The 23,109-nt window shown below is 64.2% G+C and carries 24 protein-coding genes; 7 read left to right on the top strand and 17 right to left on the bottom strand.

What is annotated here, in order from left to right; all coding sequences use genetic code 11:
- Nucleotides 1–4 precede the first annotated feature (4 nt).
- Together ACKWRH_RS32515 and ACKWRH_RS32510 are read left to right on the top strand one after the other, a co-directional pair.
- Nucleotides 5–661, top strand: coding sequence for a QcrA and Rieske domain-containing protein (locus tag ACKWRH_RS32515; RefSeq protein ID WP_445216833.1), 657 nt, complete (start codon nucleotides 5–7; stop codon nucleotides 659–661).
- Between the two features lie 128 nt (nucleotides 662–789).
- On the top strand, nucleotides 790–2,517 hold the full coding sequence (locus ACKWRH_RS32510) for a methanol/ethanol family PQQ-dependent dehydrogenase (RefSeq protein WP_445216832.1): 1,728 nt from the start codon (nucleotides 790–792) through the stop codon (nucleotides 2,515–2,517).
- A 261-nt stretch (nucleotides 2,518–2,778) separates the two neighbouring features.
- Here the strand turns inward: ACKWRH_RS32510 and ACKWRH_RS32505 are convergent, their stop codons facing one another.
- From ACKWRH_RS32505 to xoxF5, 7 genes are all read right to left on the bottom strand, one after another.
- Nucleotides 2,779–3,039: a hypothetical protein gene (locus tag ACKWRH_RS32505; protein ID WP_028151274.1), complete on the bottom strand. Its 261-nt coding sequence runs from the start codon at nucleotides 3,037–3,039 to the stop codon at nucleotides 2,779–2,781.
- Nucleotides 3,040–3,094: 55 nt separating this feature from the next.
- Nucleotides 3,095–5,407 carry a molybdopterin cofactor-binding domain-containing protein gene (locus ACKWRH_RS32500; RefSeq protein ID WP_445216831.1) on the bottom strand — a complete coding sequence of 771 codons (2,313 nt, stop codon included), beginning with the start codon at nucleotides 5,405–5,407 and terminating at the stop codon, nucleotides 3,095–3,097.
- Between the two features lies 1 nt (nucleotide 5,408).
- Nucleotides 5,409–5,861, bottom strand: coding sequence for a (2Fe-2S)-binding protein (locus tag ACKWRH_RS32495; protein WP_014493612.1), 453 nt, complete (start codon nucleotides 5,859–5,861; stop codon nucleotides 5,409–5,411).
- 638 nt (nucleotides 5,862–6,499) lie between these two features.
- Nucleotides 6,500–7,063 (bottom strand): S-(hydroxymethyl)glutathione synthase, encoded by a 564-nt coding sequence (gene gfa, locus ACKWRH_RS32490; RefSeq protein WP_014493613.1) that lies wholly within the window; start codon nucleotides 7,061–7,063, stop codon nucleotides 6,500–6,502.
- A 33-nt stretch (nucleotides 7,064–7,096) separates the two neighbouring features.
- Nucleotides 7,097–8,206, bottom strand: coding sequence for an S-(hydroxymethyl)glutathione dehydrogenase/class III alcohol dehydrogenase (locus ACKWRH_RS32485; protein ID WP_014493614.1), 1,110 nt, complete (start codon nucleotides 8,204–8,206; stop codon nucleotides 7,097–7,099).
- Between the two features lie 57 nt (nucleotides 8,207–8,263).
- On the bottom strand, nucleotides 8,264–8,785 hold the full coding sequence (locus tag ACKWRH_RS32480; protein ID WP_014493615.1) for a c-type cytochrome, methanol metabolism-related: 522 nt from the start codon (nucleotides 8,783–8,785) through the stop codon (nucleotides 8,264–8,266).
- Nucleotides 8,786–8,866: 81 nt separating this feature from the next.
- On the bottom strand, nucleotides 8,867–10,678 hold the full coding sequence (gene xoxF5 / locus ACKWRH_RS32475; protein ID WP_445216830.1) for a lanthanide-dependent methanol dehydrogenase XoxF5: 1,812 nt from the start codon (nucleotides 10,676–10,678) through the stop codon (nucleotides 8,867–8,869).
- Between the two features lie 514 nt (nucleotides 10,679–11,192).
- Here xoxF5 and ACKWRH_RS32470 point away from each other — a divergent pair.
- Complete coding sequence (locus ACKWRH_RS32470; RefSeq protein ID WP_014493617.1) at nucleotides 11,193–12,161, top strand: helix-turn-helix domain-containing protein; 969 nt, start codon at nucleotides 11,193–11,195, stop codon at nucleotides 12,159–12,161.
- Between the two features lie 40 nt (nucleotides 12,162–12,201).
- On the opposite strand, the gene ACKWRH_RS32465 is transcribed toward ACKWRH_RS32470, so the two are convergent.
- The 6 genes from ACKWRH_RS32465 to ACKWRH_RS32440 form a co-directional block, all read right to left on the bottom strand.
- The gene (locus ACKWRH_RS32465; RefSeq protein ID WP_445216829.1) at nucleotides 12,202–12,627 is read right to left on the bottom strand and encodes a hypothetical protein; all 426 of its coding nucleotides are present in this window, start codon (nucleotides 12,625–12,627) and stop codon (nucleotides 12,202–12,204) included.
- Between the two features lie 135 nt (nucleotides 12,628–12,762).
- The gene (locus tag ACKWRH_RS32460) at nucleotides 12,763–13,764 is read right to left on the bottom strand and encodes a Bug family tripartite tricarboxylate transporter substrate binding protein (protein WP_445216828.1); all 1,002 of its coding nucleotides are present in this window, start codon (nucleotides 13,762–13,764) and stop codon (nucleotides 12,763–12,765) included.
- Between the two features lie 109 nt (nucleotides 13,765–13,873).
- Nucleotides 13,874–14,884 carry an FUSC family protein gene (locus ACKWRH_RS32455; protein WP_445216827.1) on the bottom strand — a complete coding sequence of 337 codons (1,011 nt, stop codon included), beginning with the start codon at nucleotides 14,882–14,884 and terminating at the stop codon, nucleotides 13,874–13,876.
- A 322-nt stretch (nucleotides 14,885–15,206) separates the two neighbouring features.
- On the bottom strand, nucleotides 15,207–16,136 hold the full coding sequence (locus tag ACKWRH_RS32450) for an ABC transporter substrate-binding protein (protein ID WP_445216826.1): 930 nt from the start codon (nucleotides 16,134–16,136) through the stop codon (nucleotides 15,207–15,209).
- A complete protein-coding gene (locus tag ACKWRH_RS32445; RefSeq protein WP_014493623.1) occupies nucleotides 16,133–16,489 on the bottom strand; it encodes a c-type cytochrome in 357 nt (118 codons plus the stop codon). Before ACKWRH_RS32445 ends, ACKWRH_RS32450 begins: the two co-directional genes overlap by 4 nt.
- A gap of 10 nt (nucleotides 16,490–16,499) precedes the next feature.
- On the bottom strand, nucleotides 16,500–18,164 hold the full coding sequence (locus ACKWRH_RS32440; RefSeq protein WP_354114032.1) for a methanol/ethanol family PQQ-dependent dehydrogenase: 1,665 nt from the start codon (nucleotides 18,162–18,164) through the stop codon (nucleotides 16,500–16,502).
- A 339-nt stretch (nucleotides 18,165–18,503) separates the two neighbouring features.
- Between ACKWRH_RS32440 and ACKWRH_RS32435 the strand changes: the two genes are divergently transcribed.
- The 4 genes from ACKWRH_RS32435 to ACKWRH_RS32420 all read left to right on the top strand — a co-directional run bounded on the left by ACKWRH_RS32435 (nucleotide 18,504) and on the right by ACKWRH_RS32420 (nucleotide 20,412).
- Nucleotides 18,504–18,896, top strand: coding sequence for an EF-hand domain-containing protein (locus ACKWRH_RS32435; RefSeq protein ID WP_063981985.1), 393 nt, complete (start codon nucleotides 18,504–18,506; stop codon nucleotides 18,894–18,896).
- Between the two features lie 171 nt (nucleotides 18,897–19,067).
- Nucleotides 19,068–19,148, top strand: coding sequence for a pyrroloquinoline quinone precursor peptide PqqA (gene pqqA / locus ACKWRH_RS32430; RefSeq protein WP_012029362.1), 81 nt, complete (start codon nucleotides 19,068–19,070; stop codon nucleotides 19,146–19,148).
- A gap of 24 nt (nucleotides 19,149–19,172) precedes the next feature.
- Entirely contained in the window at nucleotides 19,173–20,078 is a 906-nt protein-coding gene (locus tag ACKWRH_RS32425) for a hypothetical protein (protein WP_445216825.1), read from the top strand.
- 124 nt (nucleotides 20,079–20,202) lie between these two features.
- Nucleotides 20,203–20,412 carry a hypothetical protein gene (locus ACKWRH_RS32420; protein ID WP_014493627.1) on the top strand — a complete coding sequence of 70 codons (210 nt, stop codon included), beginning with the start codon at nucleotides 20,203–20,205 and terminating at the stop codon, nucleotides 20,410–20,412.
- Nucleotides 20,413–20,422: 10 nt separating this feature from the next.
- On the opposite strand, the gene ACKWRH_RS32415 is transcribed toward ACKWRH_RS32420, so the two are convergent.
- From ACKWRH_RS32415 to ACKWRH_RS32400, 4 genes are read right to left on the bottom strand one after another with little or no spacing between them, the layout of a single operon-like run.
- Nucleotides 20,423–20,770, bottom strand: coding sequence for a hypothetical protein (locus ACKWRH_RS32415; protein ID WP_445216824.1), 348 nt, complete (start codon nucleotides 20,768–20,770; stop codon nucleotides 20,423–20,425).
- A 27-nt stretch (nucleotides 20,771–20,797) separates the two neighbouring features.
- Nucleotides 20,798–21,583 (bottom strand): pentapeptide repeat-containing protein, encoded by a 786-nt coding sequence (locus ACKWRH_RS32410; RefSeq protein ID WP_445216823.1) that lies wholly within the window; start codon nucleotides 21,581–21,583, stop codon nucleotides 20,798–20,800.
- Nucleotides 21,584–21,641: 58 nt separating this feature from the next.
- Nucleotides 21,642–22,382: an ABC transporter ATP-binding protein gene (locus ACKWRH_RS32405; protein ID WP_445216822.1), complete on the bottom strand. Its 741-nt coding sequence runs from the start codon at nucleotides 22,380–22,382 to the stop codon at nucleotides 21,642–21,644.
- Complete coding sequence (locus tag ACKWRH_RS32400; RefSeq protein WP_038957639.1) at nucleotides 22,372–23,109, bottom strand: ABC transporter permease; 738 nt, start codon at nucleotides 23,107–23,109, stop codon at nucleotides 22,372–22,374. The genes ACKWRH_RS32405 and ACKWRH_RS32400 overlap by 11 nt, the downstream gene beginning before the upstream one ends.

Below are 23,109 nucleotides of genomic sequence, written 5' to 3'. Positions count from 1 at the left end.
GTGCATGTCGCGCGCATCATTCAACACCACTTCCTCATCGTCCTCCGAGAGCACCGCGGAACCTGAAGTCGACGCGGGTACAGAACAGACGCGGCGAACGCTGCTGCTTGGCGCGCTCGCCACGACCGCCTGCCTTGGTTGTTCCACGCAGGCGCGCGCGGGCGAGGATCCGCCAGGCTCCGACGAACGTCCGCAGAAGGGTGATCTCCTCGTCTTCTCCGAAGGCGATCAGGAAGGAAAGCTCATCACCGCGGCCGATCTCCCGGCCGGTGGACCGCCGGTCCATGCGTGGCCGAAGGATCCCAACACATCGGTGGTGCGCAGCGCCTCGCGCCTCAACGAAATCCTGATCATCCGGCTCAATCCCGCCGAGCTCGACGAGAAGACCCGCGCGCGTGCCGTCGACGGCATCCTGGCCTATTCGGCGATCTGCTCGCATGCCGGCTGTCCAGTCACCGCCTGGGTCAAGAGCGATGTCGGCGACAAGGACGTGTTCAAGTGCATGTGTCACAACTCCGAATACGATCCACGCGCGGGCGCGCAGGTCGTGTTCGGGCCGGCGCCGCGGCGGCTTGCCGCGCTGCCGCTCGCGCTCGCTGACGGTTCGCTCAGCGTGGTCGGCAACTTCATTGGAAAGGTAGGTGGCGTGCAGCCAGGATGATGGACGGTGCGGGTTATGCCTGCGTCACGAGAGGCCGCATCCGCCGAGGGCGGACGACGGGACGAACGACAAGAATTCAAAACAAGAATTCAAACGGATGAAAAAGGGGAACGTCCATGAAAACGTCCATGACCAGGAAGCAATGGTTACTGTCCGGCTTCGTCGCCTTCACGTGTCTTGCCTCGACCGCGGCCGGCGCCGGCCCGATCGAGAATTATTCTCCCGTCACCGCGCAGCGGCTGGAAAATCCGGAACCCAGCAACTGGATGCTCTATCGGCGCACCTATGACGGGCAGGGTTATAGCCCGCTCGACCAGATCAACACCTCGAACGTCAAGAATCTCACGCCGGTCTGGACGTTTGCCACTGGCGTGGTCGAAGGCCACGAGGCGCCGCCGATTGTCAACAACGGCGTGATGTTCGTGGCGACCCCGATGGGCCAGGTGATCGCGCTGAACGCGAAGACCGGCGACGAGTACTGGCGCTACAAGCGGCAGCTCCCCGACGATCTGTTCCAGCTGCATCCGACCAGTCGCGGTGTCGGCCTCTGGGAGGACAAGCTCTATCTCGCCACCACCGACGACCACGTCGTGGCGCTCGACGCCAAGACCGGCAAGGTGGTGTGGGACACCAAGGTGCAGGATTACAAGAAGGGCCAGTACATGACCCTGATGCCGCTGATCATCGACGGCAAGGTCATCGTCGGCGGCTCCGGCGGCGAGTTCGGCGTGCGCGGCTATGTCGCCGCCTACGATGCCAAGGACGGCAAGGAGCTGTGGCGGACCTACACCATTCCGGGCGAAGGCGAGCCCGGTCACGACACCTGGCAGGGCGACGACTGGAAGAACGGCGGCGGCTCGGCCTGGATGACCGGCAATTACGACAAGGACACCAAGACGATCTATTGGGGGGTCGGCAATGCCGCGCCGTGGCCCGGTGAGATGCACCCCGGCGACAACCTCTACACCTCGTCGGTGCTCGCGCTCGATCCCAGCAACGGCAAGATCAAGACCTATCACCAGTATCACCAGAACGATTCCTGGGACTGGGACGAGGTCGAAGCTCCGATGCTGATCGACCTGCAACGCAATGGGCGCAACATCAAGAGCCTGGTCCATCCCGGCCGCGACGCGATCTTCTGGGTGCTCGAGCGCACGCCGACCAAGATCAACTATGTCGCCGGCTGGCCGTTCGTCTCCACCGACGTCTGGAAGGGCATCGATGCCGAGAGCGGACGGCCGATCGTCGATCCCGATCACAAGCCGGCCGTCGGCAAGCGCGTCGAGTTCTGTCCGTCGCTGTGGGGCGGCAAGGACTGGCCGTCGGCGGCCTACAGCCAGAAGACAGGCCTCGTCTACGTGCCCGCCAACGAGAATTTCTGCGGCGGCTTTACCGGCGAGAAGCTTCCGCTCAAGCCCGGCGAGCTCTGGCTCGGCACCAAGCCGGAAGACATTGGCCTGAAGACCAAGCCCGGCGCGGATCATTTCGGCGAGCTTCAGGCCTGGGATCCCGTCACCGGCAAGAAGGTGTGGCAGCACAATTTCCCGAAGTCGCAGTTGTTCGGCTCGGTGACGGCGACCGCAGGCGATCTCGTCTTCGTCGGCGGCACCAACGACCGCAACTTCCGCGCCTTCAATGCCAAGACCGGCGAGCTGCTGTGGGAGCAGAAGACCAACTCCGGCATCATGGGCATGCCGTCGTCCTATGAGATCGACGGCACGCAATACATCGCGATCCAGTCCGGATGGGGCGTCGACGCCCAGCGCATCCAGGATGCGCTCGCGACCAACAATATCGGCATCGAATCCAATGTGCCGCAGGGCGGCGTCATCTGGGTCTTCGCGCTGAAGAAATAAGCTCCGCGGACGGATCGAAGGAAGCGGAGCGTCAAGGGGGCAAATGCGGCGGACGGCAACGTCCGCCGCATTTTGCGTGTGCGGTGCTCGCGCCACGAACTCGTCATGCCCGGGCTTGTCCCGCCTGCGCGGCCGAAGCCGCTTCGGCGAGGCGAAGGCCCGGGCATCCACGTTCTTCGTGCCGCGGCAGAGGTCGTGGATGGCCGGGACAAGCCCGGCCATGACGGCGAGCGGCGGTTTGTGGGCGCAGGCGCTGAACCGCTACTTCCCCTGCCGATCAACCTTGTCCTTTTCCTTCTGGTTCATCTCCTGAACCTTCGGATCGGAGCTGGTCTGCCCGGTGGTCTGCGTGGTCGAAGGGGGCGGGGCGCCGGCGTTGGGAAGCGAGTTCTGCTCTGGCGCGGTGGGGCGCGTGGCGGTGGTCGGCGGGGTGGTGTTGCTTTGAGCGAACGCAGCCGTGGTCGTCATGAAAAAGGCGCCCGACAGCAACGAGACTGCGAGCGCCTTTGAGATGTTGGTCATCGATCTGCTCCTGTCAGATCGATGGAAACGGCGCGAGGCCGCTCAATGTTCCGTCTCAAGCCTCCAATTGCTTGCCGAGCGGAAGGCTGCGGATACGCTTTCCGGTCGCGGCGAAGATCGCGTTCATCAGCGCGGGTGCGAAGGGCGGAACACCGGGCTCGCCGACGCCGCTCGGCGGCGTGTCGGGTCCGGGCGGGACGATGTAGACGTTGGTTACAAGAGGAGATTCATCCATCCTGAGGACCTGGAAGTCGTCGAAGTTCTTCTGCTCCACCTTGCCGTCCTTGAAGGTGATCGCGCCGTATTTGGCGACGCTCAGCCCCATGATCGCCGCGCCTTCCATCTGCGAGGCGATGCGCTCGGGATTGACATAGGTGCCGCAGTCGATCGCGGTGTCGACCCGCGGCACGGTCAGCTTGCCCTTCTCGTCGACGGCCACCTCGACGATGGTCGCGATGTAGCTGACGAAGCTGCGGTGCACGGCAATGCCGAGGCCGTGGCCTTTCGGCACCTGACGGCCCCATTCGCCCTTCTCGGCGACCAGCTCGACCACCTTGCGCAGGCGCGTGGTGTCGATCGGGTAGCTGTCATAGGGCTCGCCGTAGTTCCACATGTCCTTCACCGCCGGCTTGACGATGCGCGGGCTGCCGATCAGCGCGAGCAGCGTCTCCTTCTGGTCGCGCCCGGTCGCCTGCGCGATCTCGCCGACCATCGACTGCACCGCAAAGGCCCGCGGGATGTTCGAGACCGAACGGAACCAGCCGATGCGAGTGAACGCCGCTGCTTCCGGGTTTTCGCAGGAGATGTTGGGGATCTCGAACGGCATGTCGACAAGGCCCATGCCGAGCTCGAAGGGGGCCTGGTGGTTTGCACCCGCGGCGAAGGTCGAGGCGATGCTCGGGGCCACGCTGCGGTGGCGCCAGGCGATCACCTTGCCGTTCTTGTCGAGTCCCGCCTCGATCCGTTCGACCGAGACGGTGTGCAGGAAGTCGTGACGGACGTCGTCCTCGCGCGTCCATTGTACCTTCACCGGCGCGCCGAGCTCCTTCGACAGCAGTGCGGCCTCGAGCGCGAAGTCGCATTTCGACTTGCGGCCGAAACCACCGCCGAGCAGCGTGACGTTCACCGTGACGTTGTCCTCGGGAATGCCGAGCGTCTTGGCGACGTCCTCGCGGGTGCCGCCGGGACTCTGCACCGGCGCCCAGATCTCCGCCTTGTCGCCCTTGACGTCGGCGACCGCCACCGGCGGCTCCATGCTGACATGGGCGAGGTGCGGCAGATAGTATTCGCCGACGACGACCTTGTCGGCGCCCTTCAGCGCAGCGTCTGCGTCACCCTCCTGGCGTACGACGAGGCCCGGTTTGCGCGAGGCTTCCTCGAGCTCCTTGCGATAGGCGACAGAGTCGTATTTGCCGTTGGCGCCGTCGTCCCAGGTCAGCTTCAGCGCGTCGCGGCCCTTGATCGCCGCGCCGGTGTTGCGCGCGATCACCGCAACGCCGCCGAGCGGCTGGAACTTCGACGGCCACGGCCAGCCGCGCACCTGCATCACCTTCTCGACGCCGGGGACCTTCAGCGCCGCGTCCGGATCGAACGAGACCAGCTTGCCGCCGGTCACCGGCGGGCGTGCGATGACAGCATATTTCATGCCGGGCAGGCGTACGTCCGCGCCGTAGCGCGCCTTGCCGGTGGTGATGTCGTGGAGATCGACGATGCCGATCTGGCCCTTGCCGAGATAACGGAAGTCCTTGGGGTCCTTCAGCTTGAGGCCTTCGATGCTCGGCACCGATTGCTTGGCTGCGTCCGCGGCGAGCTCGCCGAAGCCGAGCTTGCGGCCGCTGGCACTGTGGACGACCTCGTGATTGACGGCCTTGACCTCGGTCGCCGGCACGCCCCAGCGCTTGGCCGCGGCCTGCTCCAGCATGGTGCGGGCGGAGGCGCCGATCTGGCGCATCGGGATCAGATAATGCCGCGTGCTGCGGGAGCCGTCGGTGTCCTGGTTGCCGAACTTGACCTCGTCGCCGTGGGCCTGCTGCACTTTGACCCTGGACCAGTCGGCTTCCATCTCTTCGGCCACGATCAGCGGCAGGCTGGTGCGCACGCCGGTGCCCATTTCGGCACGGTGGGCGAGGATGGTGACGGTGCCGTCGGGCGCGACCGCAACGAAGACGCGCGGATCGACCACGACGCCGTGTGGCATCTTGCCGGCGCCGGTCTCATAGGCGAAGGCCTGGCGTGACATTACGGGGGCGGCGAGCACGAAGCCGCCGGTGATGCCGAGCCCCTTCAGGATGCTGCGGCGCGAGACCTTCTCGACCTTGAGGTTCTTTTCGAAGCCACGGAGCTTCGTCGGGTTCTCGATGAAGTTCATGTCACACTCCCGTCGATGCGAGATGGACTGCGTTCTCGATGCGCTGGTAGCAGCCGCAGCGGCAGATGTTGCCGGCCATCGCTTCGCGGATCTGGTCGTGTGACGGCTTGGGATTCTCCATCAGCAGCGCTGCGGCCTGCATGATCTGGCCAGCCTGGCAGAAGCCGCATTGGGGCACGTTGACCTGGCGCCAGGCCTTCTGGACGGGATGGTCGCCGTTCGGATGCAGCCCTTCGATGGTGGTCACCTCGCGCCCGGCGACGTCGTTGATCGACGTGATGCAGGAGCGCACGGCCTCCTTGTCGACGATGACGGTGCAGGCGCCGCACAGGGCCTGGCCGCAGCCGAACTTGGTGCCGGTCAGCCCGGCCTCGTCACGCAAGAACCAGAGTAGCGGGAGATCCGGGTCGCCGTCCCAGCTCTGTTCCTGGCCGTTGATCTTCACCTTGATCATGATCGTCCCTCGCTCTTCATAAGCTTGTGATTTTGAACGCGCCGCCCTCGGCCGGCGCAATGGTCCGTGCGTCGTCACGCCCGCATCCTCGCCTGTCGCCCCGCGCGGGCAGATCCCGGCGGGCGGCTGGAATACGAATCGCAATGTCCGGATGTGCTCGATACCTCCCGTTTTATTCTTGATTGATTGAACGTCGCGGCATCGTCACGACGCAATCATAGCAGAGATCGCCTCGGCCCGGCGTTCACAGCCGGGTGTTCTTGACGGGAAAGGATTGCAACCAAGGTTTGTCAAAAGCAGGGCGCGGCATTACGCCCCTGCGCCTGCGGAATGTGCACGACCAAAAAAGCTTCGTCCGGCAGAGACTGCGCGGACGAAGCAGGATGCCTCAGTCAAGGGAGGGAGAAACGCAGAGGCGCGGACTTCGAGGGGGAAGTGGGCGGCACTGCGCAGTCATTCAGAGACCAGGACTGAGGAGCTCATCTGAGGAGCTCATGGCCCTCGCATCTTGCGTCGTGCGAAGCGGAGGCATCGCAGCGATTTGGTCGGGGACCGGACCGTCCGGCTCGCTGGCGATGGTCGGGGCCAGCGAGCGGACGGGCACGGCGAAGGTCTGGCGGCCTTGTCAGGCAGCCTTGTCAGGCAGCCTTGGCTTTCGCCACGTGGGTCGCGATCGCGTCCATCAGCGCCGGCGACAGGCAGTCATAGGGCTCGAGCCCGATTTCCTTCAGCCGCGAGCGGATGCCTGCCATCTGTTCCGGCTTCACGCCGGATTCGATCACGGAGGAGACGAAGGCGGCGAATTGCGGCGCCTGCGAGCCCTGCTCCTGGAACAGCTCGGGATGGATGAAGTCGAGGCCGTAGAACGGGTGGCCCTTGTTCTCGATGCGGCCGTACATGTGCGTGCCGCAGGCCTTGCAGGCGTAGCGCTGGATCACCGCCGAGGGATCGACGATCTGGAGCTTGTCGCCGTTCTCGGTCACGCTGACGTTCTGGCGCGGCACCACGGCGACCACCGAGAAGTTCGCGCCTTGCGGCTTCCAGCACTTGGTGCAGCCGCAGGCGTGGTTGTGGGCAACGTCGCCCTTCACCGCGACCTTGACCGGGTGGTCCGTGCATTTGCAGACCAGCGTGCCGCCGGCAAAGTTGCCGCTGCCCTGTTTGACGCCGTTATCGATCGAGGGATGGAGTGCAACAGTCATGGGTCGATCCTCCTTGGGTGTGACGCTTTCGAACTAGAACACGACGACTGAACGGATGGATTTGCCCTCGTGCATGAGGTCAAAGCCCTTGTTGATCTCCTCGAGCTTGAGCACGTGGGTGATCATCGGATCAATCTGGATCTTTCCGTTCATGTACCAGTCGACGATCTTGGGCACGTCGGTGCGGCCGCGTGCGCCGCCAAAGGCCGTGCCGCGCCAGTTGCGCCCGGTGACGAGCTGGAACGGGCGGGTGGCGATCTCCTTGCCGGATTCGGCAACGCCGATGATGATTGAGGTACCCCAGCCGCGATGGCAGGCTTCCAGCGCCTGGCGCATCACGGTGGTGTTGCCGGTGCAATCGAAGGTGTAGTCGGCGCCACCGTCGGTCAAATTGACCAGATGCGCGACGATGTCGCCGGTGATCTTCTTGGGGTTGACGAACTCGGTCATGCCGAACCGGCGGCCCCAATCCTCCTTGGAGTCGTTGATGTCGACGCCGATGATCTTGTCGGCGCCGGCCATCTTGGCGCCCTGGATCACGTTGAGGCCGATGCCGCCGAGGCCGAACACGACCACGTTGGAGCCCGGCGTGACCTTCGCGGTGTTGACGACCGCGCCGACGCCGGTGGTGACGCCGCAGCCGATGTAGCAGCTCTTGTCGAACGGCGCGTCCTCGCGGATCTTGGCCACGGCGATCTCCGGCAGCACGGTGAAGTTCGAGAAGGTCGAGCAGCCCATGTAGTGGTAGACCGGCTTGCCCTTGTAGGAGAAGCGGCTGGTGCCATCAGGCATCACGCCCTTGCCCTGCGTCGCGCGGATCGCGGTGCAGAGATTGGTCTTCTGGCTCAGGCAGCTTTTGCACTGCCGGCACTCCGGCGTGTAGAGCGGGATGACGTGGTCACCCGGTTTCACCGAGGTCACGCCCGGTCCGATCTCGCGGATGATACCGGCGCCCTCATGACCCAGGATCGACGGGAAGATTCCTTCGCTGTCGAAGCCGTCGAGCGTGTAGGCGTCGGTATGGCAGATGCCCGTCGCCTTGATCTCGACCAGGACTTCGCCCGCCTTCGGTCCTTCCAGATCGACTTCGACGATCTCGAGTGGTTTCTTGGCTTCGAAAGCAACGGCGGCACGTGTCTTCATCGTAAACTCCTCAAATTCTCGCAGGACGCCACGAGGTGGTATCGGTCCTGGTAACCTTCATTTCTTGCCCATGCAGGCGTCTTCCGCCTTGGTGTAGGTCTCGTTCTTCTCCTCCTTCTTGGAGGGACGTTGACGGCCCCACGCCTCGTCGGAGCGGGCGCGCAGATAGACGTAGAGATCGTCCATGTAGCAGGCGACGTTCGGGTTGTCGCCGAAGGCAGGCATGACGTTCTCCTGCGCGGTCGAGATGTTCTTGCGACCGGAGGCAACGACGCCGAGGAAGTCGCCATAGCTCATGGTCTTGACCGAATCCTTCAACGACGGTGCGTAGGTGGATCCCATGCCGTCGGGGCCATGGCAGACGTGGCAGTCGGAATGATAGCGGCGATATCCGGAATAGGTGAACCAGTCCACGGTGCCGTCGGCCGAAATCTTGTAGGTCGGGTTTCCTTCCTTATCGAGCCACTTTCCGTCGTCTTCCTTCTTGACGGCGGTCGGGTCGCCCGGACCGTCCGCAACGGCAATTCCCCCCGAGGTCACGAAGATGGTCGCAGCGATGACAAAGCAGATTTTACGCAAGAGATGATCCTCGAAGGCGTTCGGTGGAGACGAGCCGGCGCGTGGAGTTGATCCACGCGCCGGAGCGATACGAAGGTGAGGCTAGTTCGCCGCCGGCAGCGAGAACACGGTCAGCGTACCGCCGAGTGCCGTGTAGTTGCTGAGAGCCGCGTAGCCACCGACTGCGCCGAGACCGGCGGTCGGATCGGTCAGACCAGCTGCCAGACCGATACCGGCCCAGCCGCCCACGCCGGAGAGCACTGCGACATACTGCTTGCCGCCGTTCTCATAGGTCGTGACGTTGCCGATGATGCCGGAGGGAGTCTTGAACTTGTAGAGCTCCTTGCCGGACTTGGCGTCGACCGCCTTCAGGTAGCCTTCGAGCGTGCCGTAGAACACCACGCCGCCGGCGGTTGCGAGCGCACCCGACCAGACCGAGAACTGCTCCTTGTTCGACCAGACGATCTTGCCGGTCTTGCCGTCCCAGGCGATGAAATTACCCATGTGGGTTTCACCCTGCGGCGGATACATCGAGAGCGTCGCACCCACATAGGGCTGGCCCGCGGTGTAGCTCACCTTGAACGGTTCGTAGTCCATGCAGACGTGGTTGGTCGGAACGTAGAACAGCTGCGTGTCCGGCGAGTAGGCTGCCGGCTGCTCGTCCTTGGTACCGAGCGCGGCCGGGCAGATGCCCTTCACGTTGTGGTCTTCGCCGGCCTTGTCGGTCGACGCTGCGTCGAGCACCTTCGGACGGCCATAGGTCGCCGAGTTCTTGTCCATGTCGACGCCGGAGGTCCAGTTCACCTTCGGATCGTACTTTTCGGCGACCAGCAGTTCGCCGTTCTCACGGTCCATCGTGTAGGCGAGGCCGTTACGGTCGAAATGAGTCAGCAGCTTGCGCGGCTGGCCGTTGATCTGCTGATCCGAGAGGATCATCTCGTTGACGCCGTCATAGTCCCACTCGTCGTGGGGCGTCATCTGATAGACCCACTTGGCCATGCCGCTGTCCGCGTCGCGCGCGAAAATGGTCATCGACCACTTGTTGTCGCCCGGACGCTGTTTCGGATTCCAGGTCGAGGGGTTGCCCGACCCGTAATACACGAGGTTCAGAGCGGGATCATAGGACATCCAGCCCCAGGTGCAGCCGCCGCCGATCTTCCACTGATCGCCTTGCCAGGTCTTCAGCGAGGAATCGGCTCCGACCGGCTTGCCGAGCGACGTTGTCTTGGCCGGATCGACCTTGATCTGGTCATCCGGACCTTCGGAGAAGGCGCGCCAGACCTGCTTGCCGCTCTTGAGGTCGTAAGCGGTGACGTGGCACTGCACGCCGAACTCGCCGCCGGAGATGCCGACCAGGACCTTGTCCTTGACGACCAGCGCCGCCGACGTACCGGTCTCGCCCTTCGCGGGGTTGCCGTTCGTCGCCGACCACTCGACCTTGCCGGTCTTGGCGTCGAGCGCGACGAGGTTGGTGTCGGCCTGATGCAGGATGATCTTGCCGTCACCGTAGGACAGGCCGCGGTTAACCGTATCGCAGCACATCACCGGGATGACGTTCGGATCCTGCTTCGGCTCGTACTTCCAGACGATCTTGTTCTCGTTGGAAAGGTCAATAGCGTAGACCTTGTTCGGGAACGGCGTGTGGACGTACATCATGTTGCCGATGATCAGCGGGCCGCCTTCGTGGCCGCGCAGCACGCCGGTGGAGAAGGTCCAGGCGACCTGGAGCTTGCCTACGTTTTGTGCGTTGATCTGGTTCAGCTTCGAATAGCGGGTATTGGCGTAGTCTCCCGCCGGCATCACCCAGTCTTTGGGATTCTGCGACATCTTGATCAGCTCGTCATTGGCTGACGCGCTGCCGACGGCGAGCATCGCCGCGGAGCCAAGATAGGTCGCCATTAGCACCTTGCGCATAGTCATTCCTCCGTTGGTCTCGTTTATTGTTTCCGAAGCATTGCTTAATCACCGGGCTTCTAGTCCGGCGTCTGCTCGTGCAGGGCGGTCACGTTTGGGACCAGAAACGATGCTGTGCTGTTTCCTCCTCCGGATGAGAGCTACGGGTCCACGTGCAGGAGAGGCCCGTTTTTGTTGTTCCTGCCGCAATCCCTAACGACTTCGTCATCGGGAAACTTGCCCAAGAGGGAAGCCGGTTTGCTTGACAGCGCACGGACGCGAAGTTTTTGATTTTGCAGTAGCGAATTCAGCGGCTTCCGCGCGGCTTCGCGACCGCCTTCGACGCTCAGGTTCCCCTTGACGGCGCTGCAACTAAGGCGGAGGATTAACCGTCAAGGGTGGCAATGGAACGATCGCGCTCGTTGCAACAGACCGCTCAAATTCGAGGTAAACGTCACGCAATCATGGCTGAGGGCTCCGGCAGCGCTGGTTGCGATTCGCGTCGAATCTCCAGATGAAACCAGCGGCTGGATTAATGTCCGACACCATTCACACGCTCTCGACGACCGGTTTGACGCCGAAGCGGCAGATCCAGAGCTGGATCGACGGGCTGACAAGCCTGTGTGGGCATTTCGACGTCGATCCGCTCGAGGCGTCCTCGCTCGAGGGCCGCATCGACTACACGAGCGTCTCGCGCCTGAAGCTCTGCCAGATCGAGGTCAGCCAGCATCGCATCGCGCACACGCTGGCGCGCGCCAAGGCCAACGAACACCCGTACATCAAGATCCACTTCCAGACCTACGGCGTGTCCTATTTCGAGCAGGAGGGCCGCCACATCGAGCTGAACCCGGGCGACATCATCGCCTATGACGTCTCCTGTCCGCATTCGATCATCAGCCCCGCCTTCACCCGCCACGACGTGGTGATCGTGCCGAAGGCCTTGCTGCGCGACCGCGGATTCCCGTCGCAGCGGATGCCGGCCTGCAAATTGTCGGCGAAGACCGGGACGGGGAGGATCGCCCATGATTTCGTCCATGCCACCTTCGACGAGGCGGCCAAGCTGTCGGCGAACAGCGCGGTCGGTGTCGCCGATTCGCTGATCGACCTCTTGCTGCTGCCGTTGCGCGAAGCGGACACGATGTTCGATCGCGTCGGGCCCGAGGCGATGTATGTGCGCGCGCAATTCTTCATTCGCGAGCACCTGCGCGATCCGGATCTGTGCATCGACCAGATCTCCGCCGAGCTCGGCTGCTCCAAGCGCTATCTGCACATGCTGTTCTCCGAGCGCGGCACCACGGTGAGCGACTATATCTGGCAGGCGCGCTTGCAGAACTGCCGCCAGGAGCTCGAGGCGCACGGCGGCAAGACCATCACCGACGTCGCCTTCTCCTGGGGCTTCTCCAGCTCATCGCATTTCAGCCGCGTGTTCCGGAAATATTTTGGCGTGGTGCCGTCCTCGATCCACAAGGCCCAGCAGGGCGCCGCGGCCTCGGGCGAGCATTAGGCGAGCGCCGCAGTCGGCGCAGGCCGCGCGGCGATATCTCTCAGGCCGATATGGCGACGTAGGGAATGCTGGTCACGAGAGCGACGAGCAGGACCGCGTTTCCCAGCATTCCGCTCCAATGCAGGCGTCGCAGCCGACGCGGAGCCTCGGCATCTCCGGCGTCCCTCGCGCGGAGCTGGTCGTCCATCCGTTGCATGAACCAGCGGCGTCCCCAGATCGCCAGGGCCGCGAGCAGGCCGACGCCCATCGCGGCGACCAGGCGACCGTCGAGCAGGAAAGCCAGCGCCCCAATCACGCCGGCGACGCGCATCACCAGAAAATGGGCATTGAACATCCCACGCAATAGCTGGGCGACGGGCTGGATATCGAGCTTCACCAGCAGGAAGGCGGGCGAGGCCAGCGTGAAATAGCCCATCGGAAAGAGCAGGATGATCATGACGGCAACGGCGACGCCATCCGGTGTCATGCGATCGGCCTTTCTTGTCCGCCGGTGAGGGGTTCCGGCACCGGCGCACAATCATAGCGGGAAAACGCGGTTCCAACACTAGGCTTTGGTCGGATGCCGGGCTCCGATGGGACAGCCCCGTGCGCCGCGCAGGGTTCAGGCCGGCTCGAGGCCGAGCGACCGCGCGCTCTCGATCCAGATCGGCAACTCGCGCTGATACAGGGCATTGGTCTCCTTGAAGCCGATTGCCGGCTCGAGCACGAAGGTCGCGAGAACCTCCTTCACCTTCGGATCGCTGTTGGCGGCGACGCAGAGCTCCGCCAGGCGGTCGACCACCGGCTGCGGCGTCGCCTTCGGCACGGCCCAGCCGGAGAAGCCGCTCACGGTGAAGAATTTTGACGTTGCGCCCTGCTCCGGGAGGGTCTTGATGGCGGGGATCGCGTCGACCTTCTTCGAATGCACGGCGAACACGGTGCCGCGATCGCTTTGCAGGACGGACTGCGCCGCCGTGTAGCTGCCCATTGCGGCATCGAGCGTGCCTTCCAGCATCCCCGTCCACATCGGCGCTTCGCCGCGGTAGTGAACCGGCTCGATGGAAAGACCGTACTGCTTGTTGAGCTCGTTGATCGTCATGTGCGGGGCCGAGCCCGCGCTATAGGTGCCGAAGTTGACCTTGCCGCTCTTGCGCGCGAAGGCGACGAAATCCTCCAGCGTCTTGACCCCGGTCTTGGGGTTCGCGACCAGCAACAGGCCGGCGCCCGGAATGACGCTGACCAGCGTCAGATCCTTGTCCATGTCGTAGCCGGGATTCTTCATCACGACCCGGTTCATAATGTAGGTGGTCGAGATCGAGCACAGGATGGTATGGCCGTCGGGCTCGGCGCGGGCGACCTCTGCCGTGCCGATCGCGCCGGAGGCGCCGGGCTTGTTCTCGACCACGACGGTCTTGCCGACCTGCTTGGAGATGAATTCGCCATAGGCGCGCGCGAGCAAATCGGTCTGTCCGCCGGCGGGATAGCTGCAAATCATGCGGATCTGCCGCGACGGCCAAGTGCCTTGCGACGTGCCTTGCGCCGAGGCGCCGCGCGCGACGAAGGGCATCGCGAGTGCACTGGTACCGGCGGCGATGAAGTGGCGGCGATCGAATTTTGCGGGCATGATTCCCTCCTGATTTTTGCCGACCCTACTGCATCAGGCTGGCGCCGCCATGGGCGGTAGGCGAGACAGATTGGCGCATTCGACAAGGCCGCGCGGTGCCGTTTGCGCGTCATCCGGGTGATCGGGTCTTCCGCATCACCCGCAGCCAGACGATCTCGGTCAGGGCCACCGCAGTCAGGCCGAACGTACCGCCGATCAGCACGTTGACGATGCGCTCCTCGGCGATGCCGCTGGCGCCGCCGGCAAAGGATGCGGCGAGCGCAATGAAGAAGCAGCGCAGGCCGAAGCCGACGATGTAGCGGGAGAACGAGATCAGGGTGAGGGTGGCCGCGAGAATCGCGATGGCGTAGCCGACGCGGCTTTCCGGCAGGGCAAGGCCCGCGAGAAAGCCGAGCGGCACGCCGACGAAGGCGCCGATCGCCCGCTGCTTTAGCTTGCCGGTGGACGCCGTGAGGTCGCCGACCACGACGCTTGCGGCCGACCACATCACCCATTGCCCCTGCGCGAGGTTGAAGATCTCGACCAGGGCGGCTGCGGCAAAGACGGCCATGGCGGTTGCCGCTGCGGGCGGAAACCATTCGGCCGCGGGCGGTCCGAACGAGGTCGCGGCATCGCCGCGCTGCCGCTGGTCGTAAGCCTGGATAGCGCAGACGAGCGCCAGCGCGATCGGGGAGGAGGCGACGATCACGCCGGCATGACGTATTGCTTCCTCGGCGCTCACGCCCTCCCGCACCTCGCAGGCGAGATAGACGGCGGGGATGAACACCCAATTGCCGAGCGTGCGGAAATGTTCGCCGTAGCGCGTCCCCGCCACCGCAAGGAAGCCTGCGAGTGCCGTCAGCACCACGAATAGCGGCTTGACCGGAGCTGCAAGGAAAAGCGCGGCAAAGGTGACGAGGATGGCGAGATAATGCCACGCGACGACTTTTGGCGGAAAGTGTTGCCTGAGCGCCGGAATGAGCAGCGAGACCGCGACGAGCCCGAGGTTCAGCAGCGCCGTCTCGCGCGCGATGAAATAGGCGGCGACCATCGGGCCGACGACGATCAGCGCGCGCAGGAGCTCGCTGGTCTTGACTTCGCGGGAGAGGAGATCGCGCAAGTTTGTGGCAGAGGCACTCACGACTTCACCAAATGGCCCAATGACCGGCCGCATTATACGAAGTGAGACGCCGCGAGCCACACCCGCCGTCATTCCGGGATGCGTGCGAAGCACGCAGGCCCGGAATCCATCGGCCGCATGCGCTGCGGAGAAATGGATTCCGGGCTCGCCCTACGGACGCCCCGGAATGACGATTGTTATCTGTGCCCCGGACGCAGCGCAGCGCCACTTCAGCGGTGCGCTGCAGAGCCGGGGCCTATGCCGCAGCGAATTGCGTAGCCTCCTGGGTCCCGGCTCTGCGGAGCGTCACTGCGTGCCGCACCGCGTCCGGGACACGAGACCGTCACCTTTGAATGATCTTCGCCCAGACATCGCCGAGCACGGCAGGCTCGCGCGGCGGCAGATAGGTGAGGCCGGCCTGCTTGCCGAACTCGGCGATCTTGCCCTCGGCGGCAAGGCTGGTCAGCGCCTTGTTGACCGCGTCGATCAGTGCGCCGTCGCTGGCGAGCCCGACATAGCCGCGATTGGCGCCGATCGGATAATAATAGCCCGACGCGGTGATCGTCGTGCCGGGGTGCGCGGCGCGGTGGGCATCGAAGCGGCCGAGGTCGATCAGCGTCGCGTCATGGTCGCCGCGCTGGAGCGCGCCGAGGAGATCGTCGCGGCCGGGGACGAGATGGGTGATGCTGTCGATCAGGCGTCCCTTGTCGAAGGTCATCAGGATGGCATCGCCCAGCGAGCCGCTCTCGATCGCAAGGCGAAGGCCGGCGAGGTCGCCAATGTCGTCGATCTTGCGGCCCTGCGCTTTCGGCCCGAGTACCACCGTCATCGGCGAATAGACGTAAGGCTGGCTGGGCGCAAGCACGCCGAGCGCGACGCGGCGGCGCCGGTCGTCGCGCGTGGCCCCGGCGAAATCCGGCAAGCGTGCCGTCTTCATGCCGGGCTTGACGAGGGAATCCGTCGTCAGCGCATAGCCGCCGACCAGCGAGCAGCGCCCATCGGAGAGCAAGGCGTTGGCCTCGAGCTGCGGGCTCGAATCCTCGTCCAGCTTGCTCTCGAACCACTGGATCTTCAGCGGCCGGCCGATCCGGTCCGCGATCGCCTGCGCCAGCAGCACATCGAAGCCGGCATCCGGCTTGCCCTTGTGATGCATTGAGAGCGGAGGCCGATCCTCATCGAGGCAAACCTTCAGCGGCTCCTCGGCCGCGCGCGCGGCGGTGGTCGCCGCCGCGAGGGTCGCGGCAAGGCTCCATGCGGCGAGCCAGGGTCTCATGGCTTTCTCCTGCTCGAGACGAAGGCCCAGAGATTGCCGATCTCGTCGTCGCTCAAAATATCGGCCCAGGGCGGCATCTTGTTGTTCTTGCCGTTCTTCACCGTGGTGACGAAGCGCGTCTTGTCGTCGGGAAAGGCGCGCAGGTCCGGCGTGATGGTGCCGGAATTCATCATGTTGGGGCCGTGGCAGTGCGAGCATTTCGAAGCATAGGTCGACTTGCCATGGTCGATCTGTGCCTGCACGGGATTGCCGGTTGCATCGTCCGCGGCACGAACGGTCGCCGCAAGCGCGACCGTCAGCACCGCGACGGTGGCGATCGTCGCCACCGTCTTGTGAGATATGTCCTTCAGCATCGGGCCGTGGTTATTGCTTGACCGCAAAAACCCACAGCGAGCCGCCGGGCGGCACCTTGGCAAGCCGCTCGTCGCCGGAGAACAGCGAGTAGACGCCGCCATAGCCGGAGGTGACGGCAACGTACTGCACGCCATCCTGCTGCCAGGTCACCGGTTGCCCCTCGATGCCGGAGCCGGTCTGGAACTGCCAGAGCTTCTTGCCGGTGTCGGCATCGAAGGCTTCGAACTCGCCTGTCAGTGCGCCCGAGAACACGACGCCGCCTGCGGTCGACAGCACGCCCGAGAAGCGCGGGATGTCGCTTGGCGCTTCCCACTTGGCCTTGCCGGTCATGGGATCGATCGCCTTCAGATGACCGCGCGGGCCGTCACCCCACTCCCAGAGGTCGGTGAGGTCCATGCCGAGATACCATTCGCCCTGCTTGAAGGTGACGGGCTCGGTCTTGTACCTGCCGCCGAAGGCGAGCGTGTTGGCGTAGGCCAATCCGGTCTGCGGATTGAACGACATCGGCTCCCAGTTCTTGCCGCCGAGGATCGACGGATAGACGGTGACCTTCTTGCCGTCGCGCGCGTCCTTCGAGACGTCGGTCTCGATCGGCTTGCCGGTCTTCATGTCGATGCCGGTCGCCCAATTCACCTTCACGTAAGGATTGGCCGCGAGCAGCTTTCCGTTGGTGCGGTCGAGCACGTAGAAGAAGCCGTTGCGGTTGGCGTCCATCAGCACCTTGGTCGGCTTGCCCTCGACATTCATGTCGGCGAGGACCATCTCGGCCACCGAGTCATAGTCGAACGGATTGTTCGGCGAGAACTGGTAGTGCCACTTGATCTTGCCGGTCTTGGGATCCATCGCCAGCACGGAGCAGGTGTAGAGGTTGTCGCCGGGACGCACCGCCGAGTTGAACGGTCCGGGATTGCCGATGCCCCAATAGACCGTGTTGAGCTCGGGATCGTAGGAGCCGGTGATCCAGGTCGAGCCGCCGCCGAGCTTCCAGGTGTCGCCCTTCCAGGTGTCGCCGCCGGGTTCGTCGGGCGAGGGGATCGAATGGGTACGCCAGAGATGCTTGCCCGTCGCCGGATCCCAGCCGTCGATAAAGCCGCGGGTGCCGAACTCGGCGCCGGAGATGCCGGTGATGACGACACCGTCGGCGACCAGCGGCGCCACCGTCATCGAATAGCCTTCCTTGATGTCGGCCGCCTTCTGCCGCCACAGCTCCTTGCCGTCCTTGGCATCGAGCGCGATCACGTTGGCGTCGAGCGTGGTGCGGAAGACCTTGCCGTCATAGAGCGCGGCGCCGCGGTTGATGATGCCGCAGCAGACGATGCGAGGCGTCTCGGCGGGATACTCGACCTTGGATTTCCAGATCTGCTTGCCGGTCTTGGCGTCGACCGCCATGGTGGCGTTGTGCGAGGTCACGTAGATCACGCCCTGGTACACCAGCGGCTGCGATTCCTCGCTGCGATCGTCGTTGAAACTGTAGTTCCAGACCGGGACGAGATTCTTGACGGTGTCCTTGTTGACCTGGTTCAGCGTCGAGAAGCGCTGCAGATTGTAGCCCATCCCGTAATTGAGAACGTTCGATGTATCGGTCGCGCCCTTGACCAGTTGCTCGGTGGTCTGTGCGCTCGCACAAGTTGATGCAAGCATGACGAGGCTCGCGGCCATCGCAAAGCGTTTCATCCGTTCCTCCCAATATGCGCGCCTTTTGACGCTGCGGGAGCAACACTCCGCCCGAACGCAAAACACGTCAATACGAAAGTCGTAAGTGCGTTGCCGATATGTTGGATGCCAGATGCCGGTCACCTGACGGAAACCTGACAACCGACTTTCACTTGTGCGCAGACGCTGAAAAAATTCCGTGGCATGAAGCGGTGCCGGCTTCGGCCGCTCTCCTCGGGCCGTCGGGTTCCGCGAGTTGTGCGGTGCGCCGGTTGCAATTCCGGACTTGAACCGGGGCTCGCTTGTAGACTTATGTCGTTTCGATCCCGTGCGAATCGGGGGTCTGGTCAGGAGGGTTTGATGATTTCACGTCGCTCAGTTGCGCTTGCGCTCACGATTGCAGTGCTGTCCGGTCCAGCGTGGGCTGCTTCCGGCAACGCCGTAAAGATGTTCGATACCGACAATGACGGCACGCTCGATCTCGCCGAGGTGAAGAAGGCGGCCGCTGCGCTGTTCGCAAAGCTCGATCCCGATCACGACGGCACGCTGGACGCGCGCGAATTGCGCGGACGGTTAACGGCGAAAGAACTCGCCGCCGCCGATCCCGATCGCGACGGGACTCTCACGCTCGACGAATATCTCGCGGTGGTGGAGCAGCGCTTCAACGCGGCGAATCCCGACAAGGACGGAACGCTGGATGCGAAGGAGCTGAACTCGCGCGCCGGCCGCGCGCTGCTGCGATTGTTGCGGTGAGAGATGTGACGCTTGACTGGGAGCGAAGGCGATTTGCCCGAGAGGGAAATTCGCGAGCACAATGCGACGGTTCGCTGTGTTTGCGCTTCGATTCCAGGCTTGCGCTGCACCTGACGCAGCCCTAGGTTTTGCCCCGCGCGATGTCGCGCTCAATACCCTTGGGAGACCCGAATGGCTTGGAAAGCTCCGAAGATCGTGGAAGTGCCGGTCGGCATGGAAATCAACATGTACGCCTGCGCTGCGCGCAAGTAAGACTGACGACCTGCCACGGCTTCGATGGCGAACGCCGTCGAAGCCGTGGTAGTGTTCGCAATGCCCATTGGAGCCCACACGATCTGGACGGCAATTGCGTTCGGTGTTGCGCTTGCACCGGCGTGTGTCAGTGCCGAAGAGGGCTTCGATACCGAGCACATCTTCGGCTTCATGATCGGCACCGACGTCGGCAATCCCGGCGAGCGGGAATTCCAGACCCAAACGACAGGAAGCTTCGGCAAGGGCGGCGGCACCTATCGCGCCCTCCAGCAGGAGGTCGAGATCGAGGTCGTGCCGCTGCCGAACTTCCGTGTCGAGGTCGGCGGCACCGCCACGCTGCACGACATCACCGGCGTCCCCGATATCGACGACCGCCGCCAGTTCAATTTCCAGGGTGCCTCGCTCGATCTGCGTTACCGCCTGCTCGACCGCGAGCGCGCGCCATTCGGGTTGACTGTCGCCGCCGAACTCCATGGCGATCGCATCGACGAGACCAGCGGCGCGAAGGGACGGATGTACGGCTCCGAATTCACGCTCGCTTTCGACCGTCAGCTGATTCCGAACTACGCCATCGCAGCGCTCAACCTGATCTATCAGCCGGAATGGGCGCGCTTCGAGGTGGCGGGAGTGTCCGAGAAGAGCTCGACGATCGGCGCGGCCTTTGGCGCCTTGGTGCGCGTGCGCCCCAATTTTCTGCTCGGCGGGGAGATGCGCTACTTTCGCCAGTACGAGGGCATCGGCCTCGGTGAGCTCTCGGGGCAGGCGCTGTTTGTCGGTCCGACCGCCTATTTCCAGCTATCGGAGAAGTCGCGGCTCACCCTGAGCTGGAGCATGCAGGCCTGGGGCCGCCCGGCCGGATCAGGCGGCAATCTCGACCTCGTCAATTTCGAGCGTCATCAGGCACGATTGGTGTTCGGAGTAAACTTCTAGGTGTTTGTTCCGCCTCTCCCCACGCGCTGGGAGCGGGAACATCCTGTACGTTTGAAACTTCCCGCTCCTCGGAACGTAATCTTTCGTGCTAATCTCCATTGTCCCCTTGCGACAGGATCCCGGCATGAACCCGATTGACCTGGTGGTGACTGTGTGTGCGGTGCTCTCGCCTGCGACCTGCGAGGAGCAGCATCTGGTGTTCAACTTTGCGGGGTCCCCGAGGCAATGCGTGATGGCCGCGCCGCCCTATATCGCGCAATGGGTTGGCGACCATCCGAAGTGGCAGGCGGTGCGGTGGCGCTGCGAATATCCGCATCCGAACGACAAGGCGTAAGCCGCCTTCGTTATTTCGTGCAGTCCTTCAGATCCTTGTCGGCGATCGAGAACACCGCGTCGGCCTTGATCTCGATGTCGCGGACGATGCACTGCCGCGCATTGGGATAGCTGACCCTGGCGTCGTAGCGGCCGGGTTCGACGCCGGTGATGCGCAGCCGCTCGTCGTGGTCGACCTCCTTGTCCTTGTCGTTCAGGCACTGGTTCAGCCCCCATTCGGTCTTGCCGGCGGGCGAGAGCTGGAAGCCGGAGATCGTCTCCGTCGTCAGATTCCAGAGCCGGATGCCCTTGCCCTTGCTTTGGGCTGCGGCTTCGCCGGCCAACGTCAACAACGCGATCAAAGCCAGAAACCAACGCATCAGCCGATCCTCCCAAAGGCGCGCCTGTTATTCCTTGATCAGACGCTCGCGGTTCTTTGCCTTGTCGAAATTCCTGGCGCGGTCAAGGCCGATCGGCGCGATCAGCTTCGCCGAGGCAAGATCGGCGCCCTCGAAATCGGCGTCAGTGACGGTGGCTCCGGTCAGGTCGGCGCCGCCGAGCTGAGCATTTTTGAGCGACGCGCCGGTCAGGTCGGCTCCCTTGAGGGAGGCAAATTCAAGATCGACGCGCGACAGGTCGGCGTTGCGCGCGTTCAACCCTTCCAGATTGGCGGATCGCAGCACGGCGCGCATCAGCCCCATCGACTGGTTGCGCATATCGGCGCCAAGATGCGCGTCCGCAATCGAGGCGCCGAGCAGGCTTGCGCCGGTGAGGTCGGCCGCGATGCGAGCACCGGTCAGATCCGCGCCGTCCAGACGCGCGCGCGCCATCTGCGAGGCGAACAGATTGGCGCCCTTCAGGCTCGCACCGGCGAGATCAGCGTTCAGCAGCCACGCCTGATCGAGGATCGCCTGATCAAGACGGGCACCGGCGAGTTTTGTCTTGTTGAGTCGTGCCGCACGGAGAATCGCCGTGGAAAGATCGAGACCCGAGAGGTCGAGCCCCGACAACCGCTTGCCGGTGAAATCGGCCGGCGCCCCGGCGCTGGCTTTGGCCAGGATGGCCTCGACCTCCTGACGGCTCATTTCCGCGGAGACCATCGCGGGTGACGTGAGGTCGACGTCACGCATCATGTCCTGCGCGCTCGCCATGGTCGCGACGAGAGCGAGGCCAAGCGTCATGAGGGCGACCATTCGCTTCATCATCAGGCTCCGCTACCGGCCATATTTAGCACGCGCTTTGCCTGGCTGCCTATGAGGCATCACGTCCGTCGCGTTCGCCGCCATGTTCACCTTGGGTCCTCGCCAAGAGGCCCGCCTTGATCGTGGCGATCTCTGCGTCGCCGCGTGCGCCACGCGGGATGCTGATGGGCACCTCTGCCAGAATTCGCGCCGGCTGCGGCGACAGGAAGAACAAGCGGTCACCGAGGCGGATCGCATCGTCGAGGCTGTGGGTGACGAGCAGCGTCATCATGGGGCGGCTTGCGACCAGCGTCGCGATCTCGTCGCGCAGGCGGCCCGCGAGCGCGTCGTCGAGCGAGGCGAGGGGCTCGTCGAGCACGAGCAGATCGGGCTCGACCGCGAAGGCGCGGGCCAGCGCGACGCGCCGGGCGAGTCCCAGCGACAATTCGCCGGGAAAGTGGCTGCGATGCGCTTCCAGCTCCAGGATCCTGAAAAGCTCCGACAGCTTCGCGTCGGAGATGTCCGGGGCCGCAAGCCGCACATTCTGCTCGACCGAGCGCCACGGCAGCAGCCGCGGCTCCTGGAACACCATCCCGATCCGCGCCTCCGGTGGACGCGCGATGGTCCCGTGGAAATCGCGGTCGAGCCCGAGGATGATGCGCAGCATCGTGCTCTTGCCGCAGCCGGAGGGGCCGATCAAAACGCCGACCTCACCGGATTGAAGCGCGAAGCTGACCGGGGCCAGCACCTCGTGCGTTTCGCCCGCGGCACTCCTGAATGTCTTTCCGGAGATATCGACTTCAAGCCGCACGGGGCCGCCACCGTGTTGCGCGGGCTTCGAACGGCTGCACCAGCAAGGTTTCGATGACGAGCACGACGGCCGCGAAGGTGAGCGAATAGGCCAGCAGTCGCGGCGTGTCGAACAGCTGGAAGGCGACGCCAATCTCGAAGCCGACGCCGTTCGGCCGTCCCAGCAGCTCGGCGACCAGCACGATCTTCCATACCAGCGACAATCCGGAGCGGGCCGAGGCTGCGATATAGGGCGCAAGCTGGGGCAGCACGACGTGGCGGAACGCACGCCAGCGCGGCATCGCGAACACGGTGGCCATCTCGTCGAGCGAACGGTCGAGCGCGCGGGTGCCCTCGCGCAAGGTGACGATGGCGGTCGGCAGCTTGTTGATGGCGATCGCCGCGATCGCGGCCGCTTCGGTCAGGCCGGCCCAGATATAGGCCAGCACGATCACGACCAGCGCCGGCAGGTTCAGGAGCAGGATCAGCCAGGGATCGCCGAGCCGGTCGGCGAGCTTCACCCGTCCCATCAAATAGCCGATGGCGCTGCCGAGCGACATCGCCAGCACGAAGGCGAGTGCGACGCGCGCCAGCGTGGCGCCGAGATGCAGGAACAGGGCGCCGCTCGATGCTTCCGCGATGATGACGTTGAGCACGGCAGGCGGGGAGGGCAGCTTTGCGCCGCCGACGAACAGCGCTGCAATCCACCACGTCGCGAGGAACAGGGAAAACGAGAGAAGACGCAGCAC

It is taken from the genome of Bradyrhizobium sp. Pa8, assembly GCF_052588265.1.
This window is presented reverse-complemented; position numbering and strand designations above follow the sequence as displayed.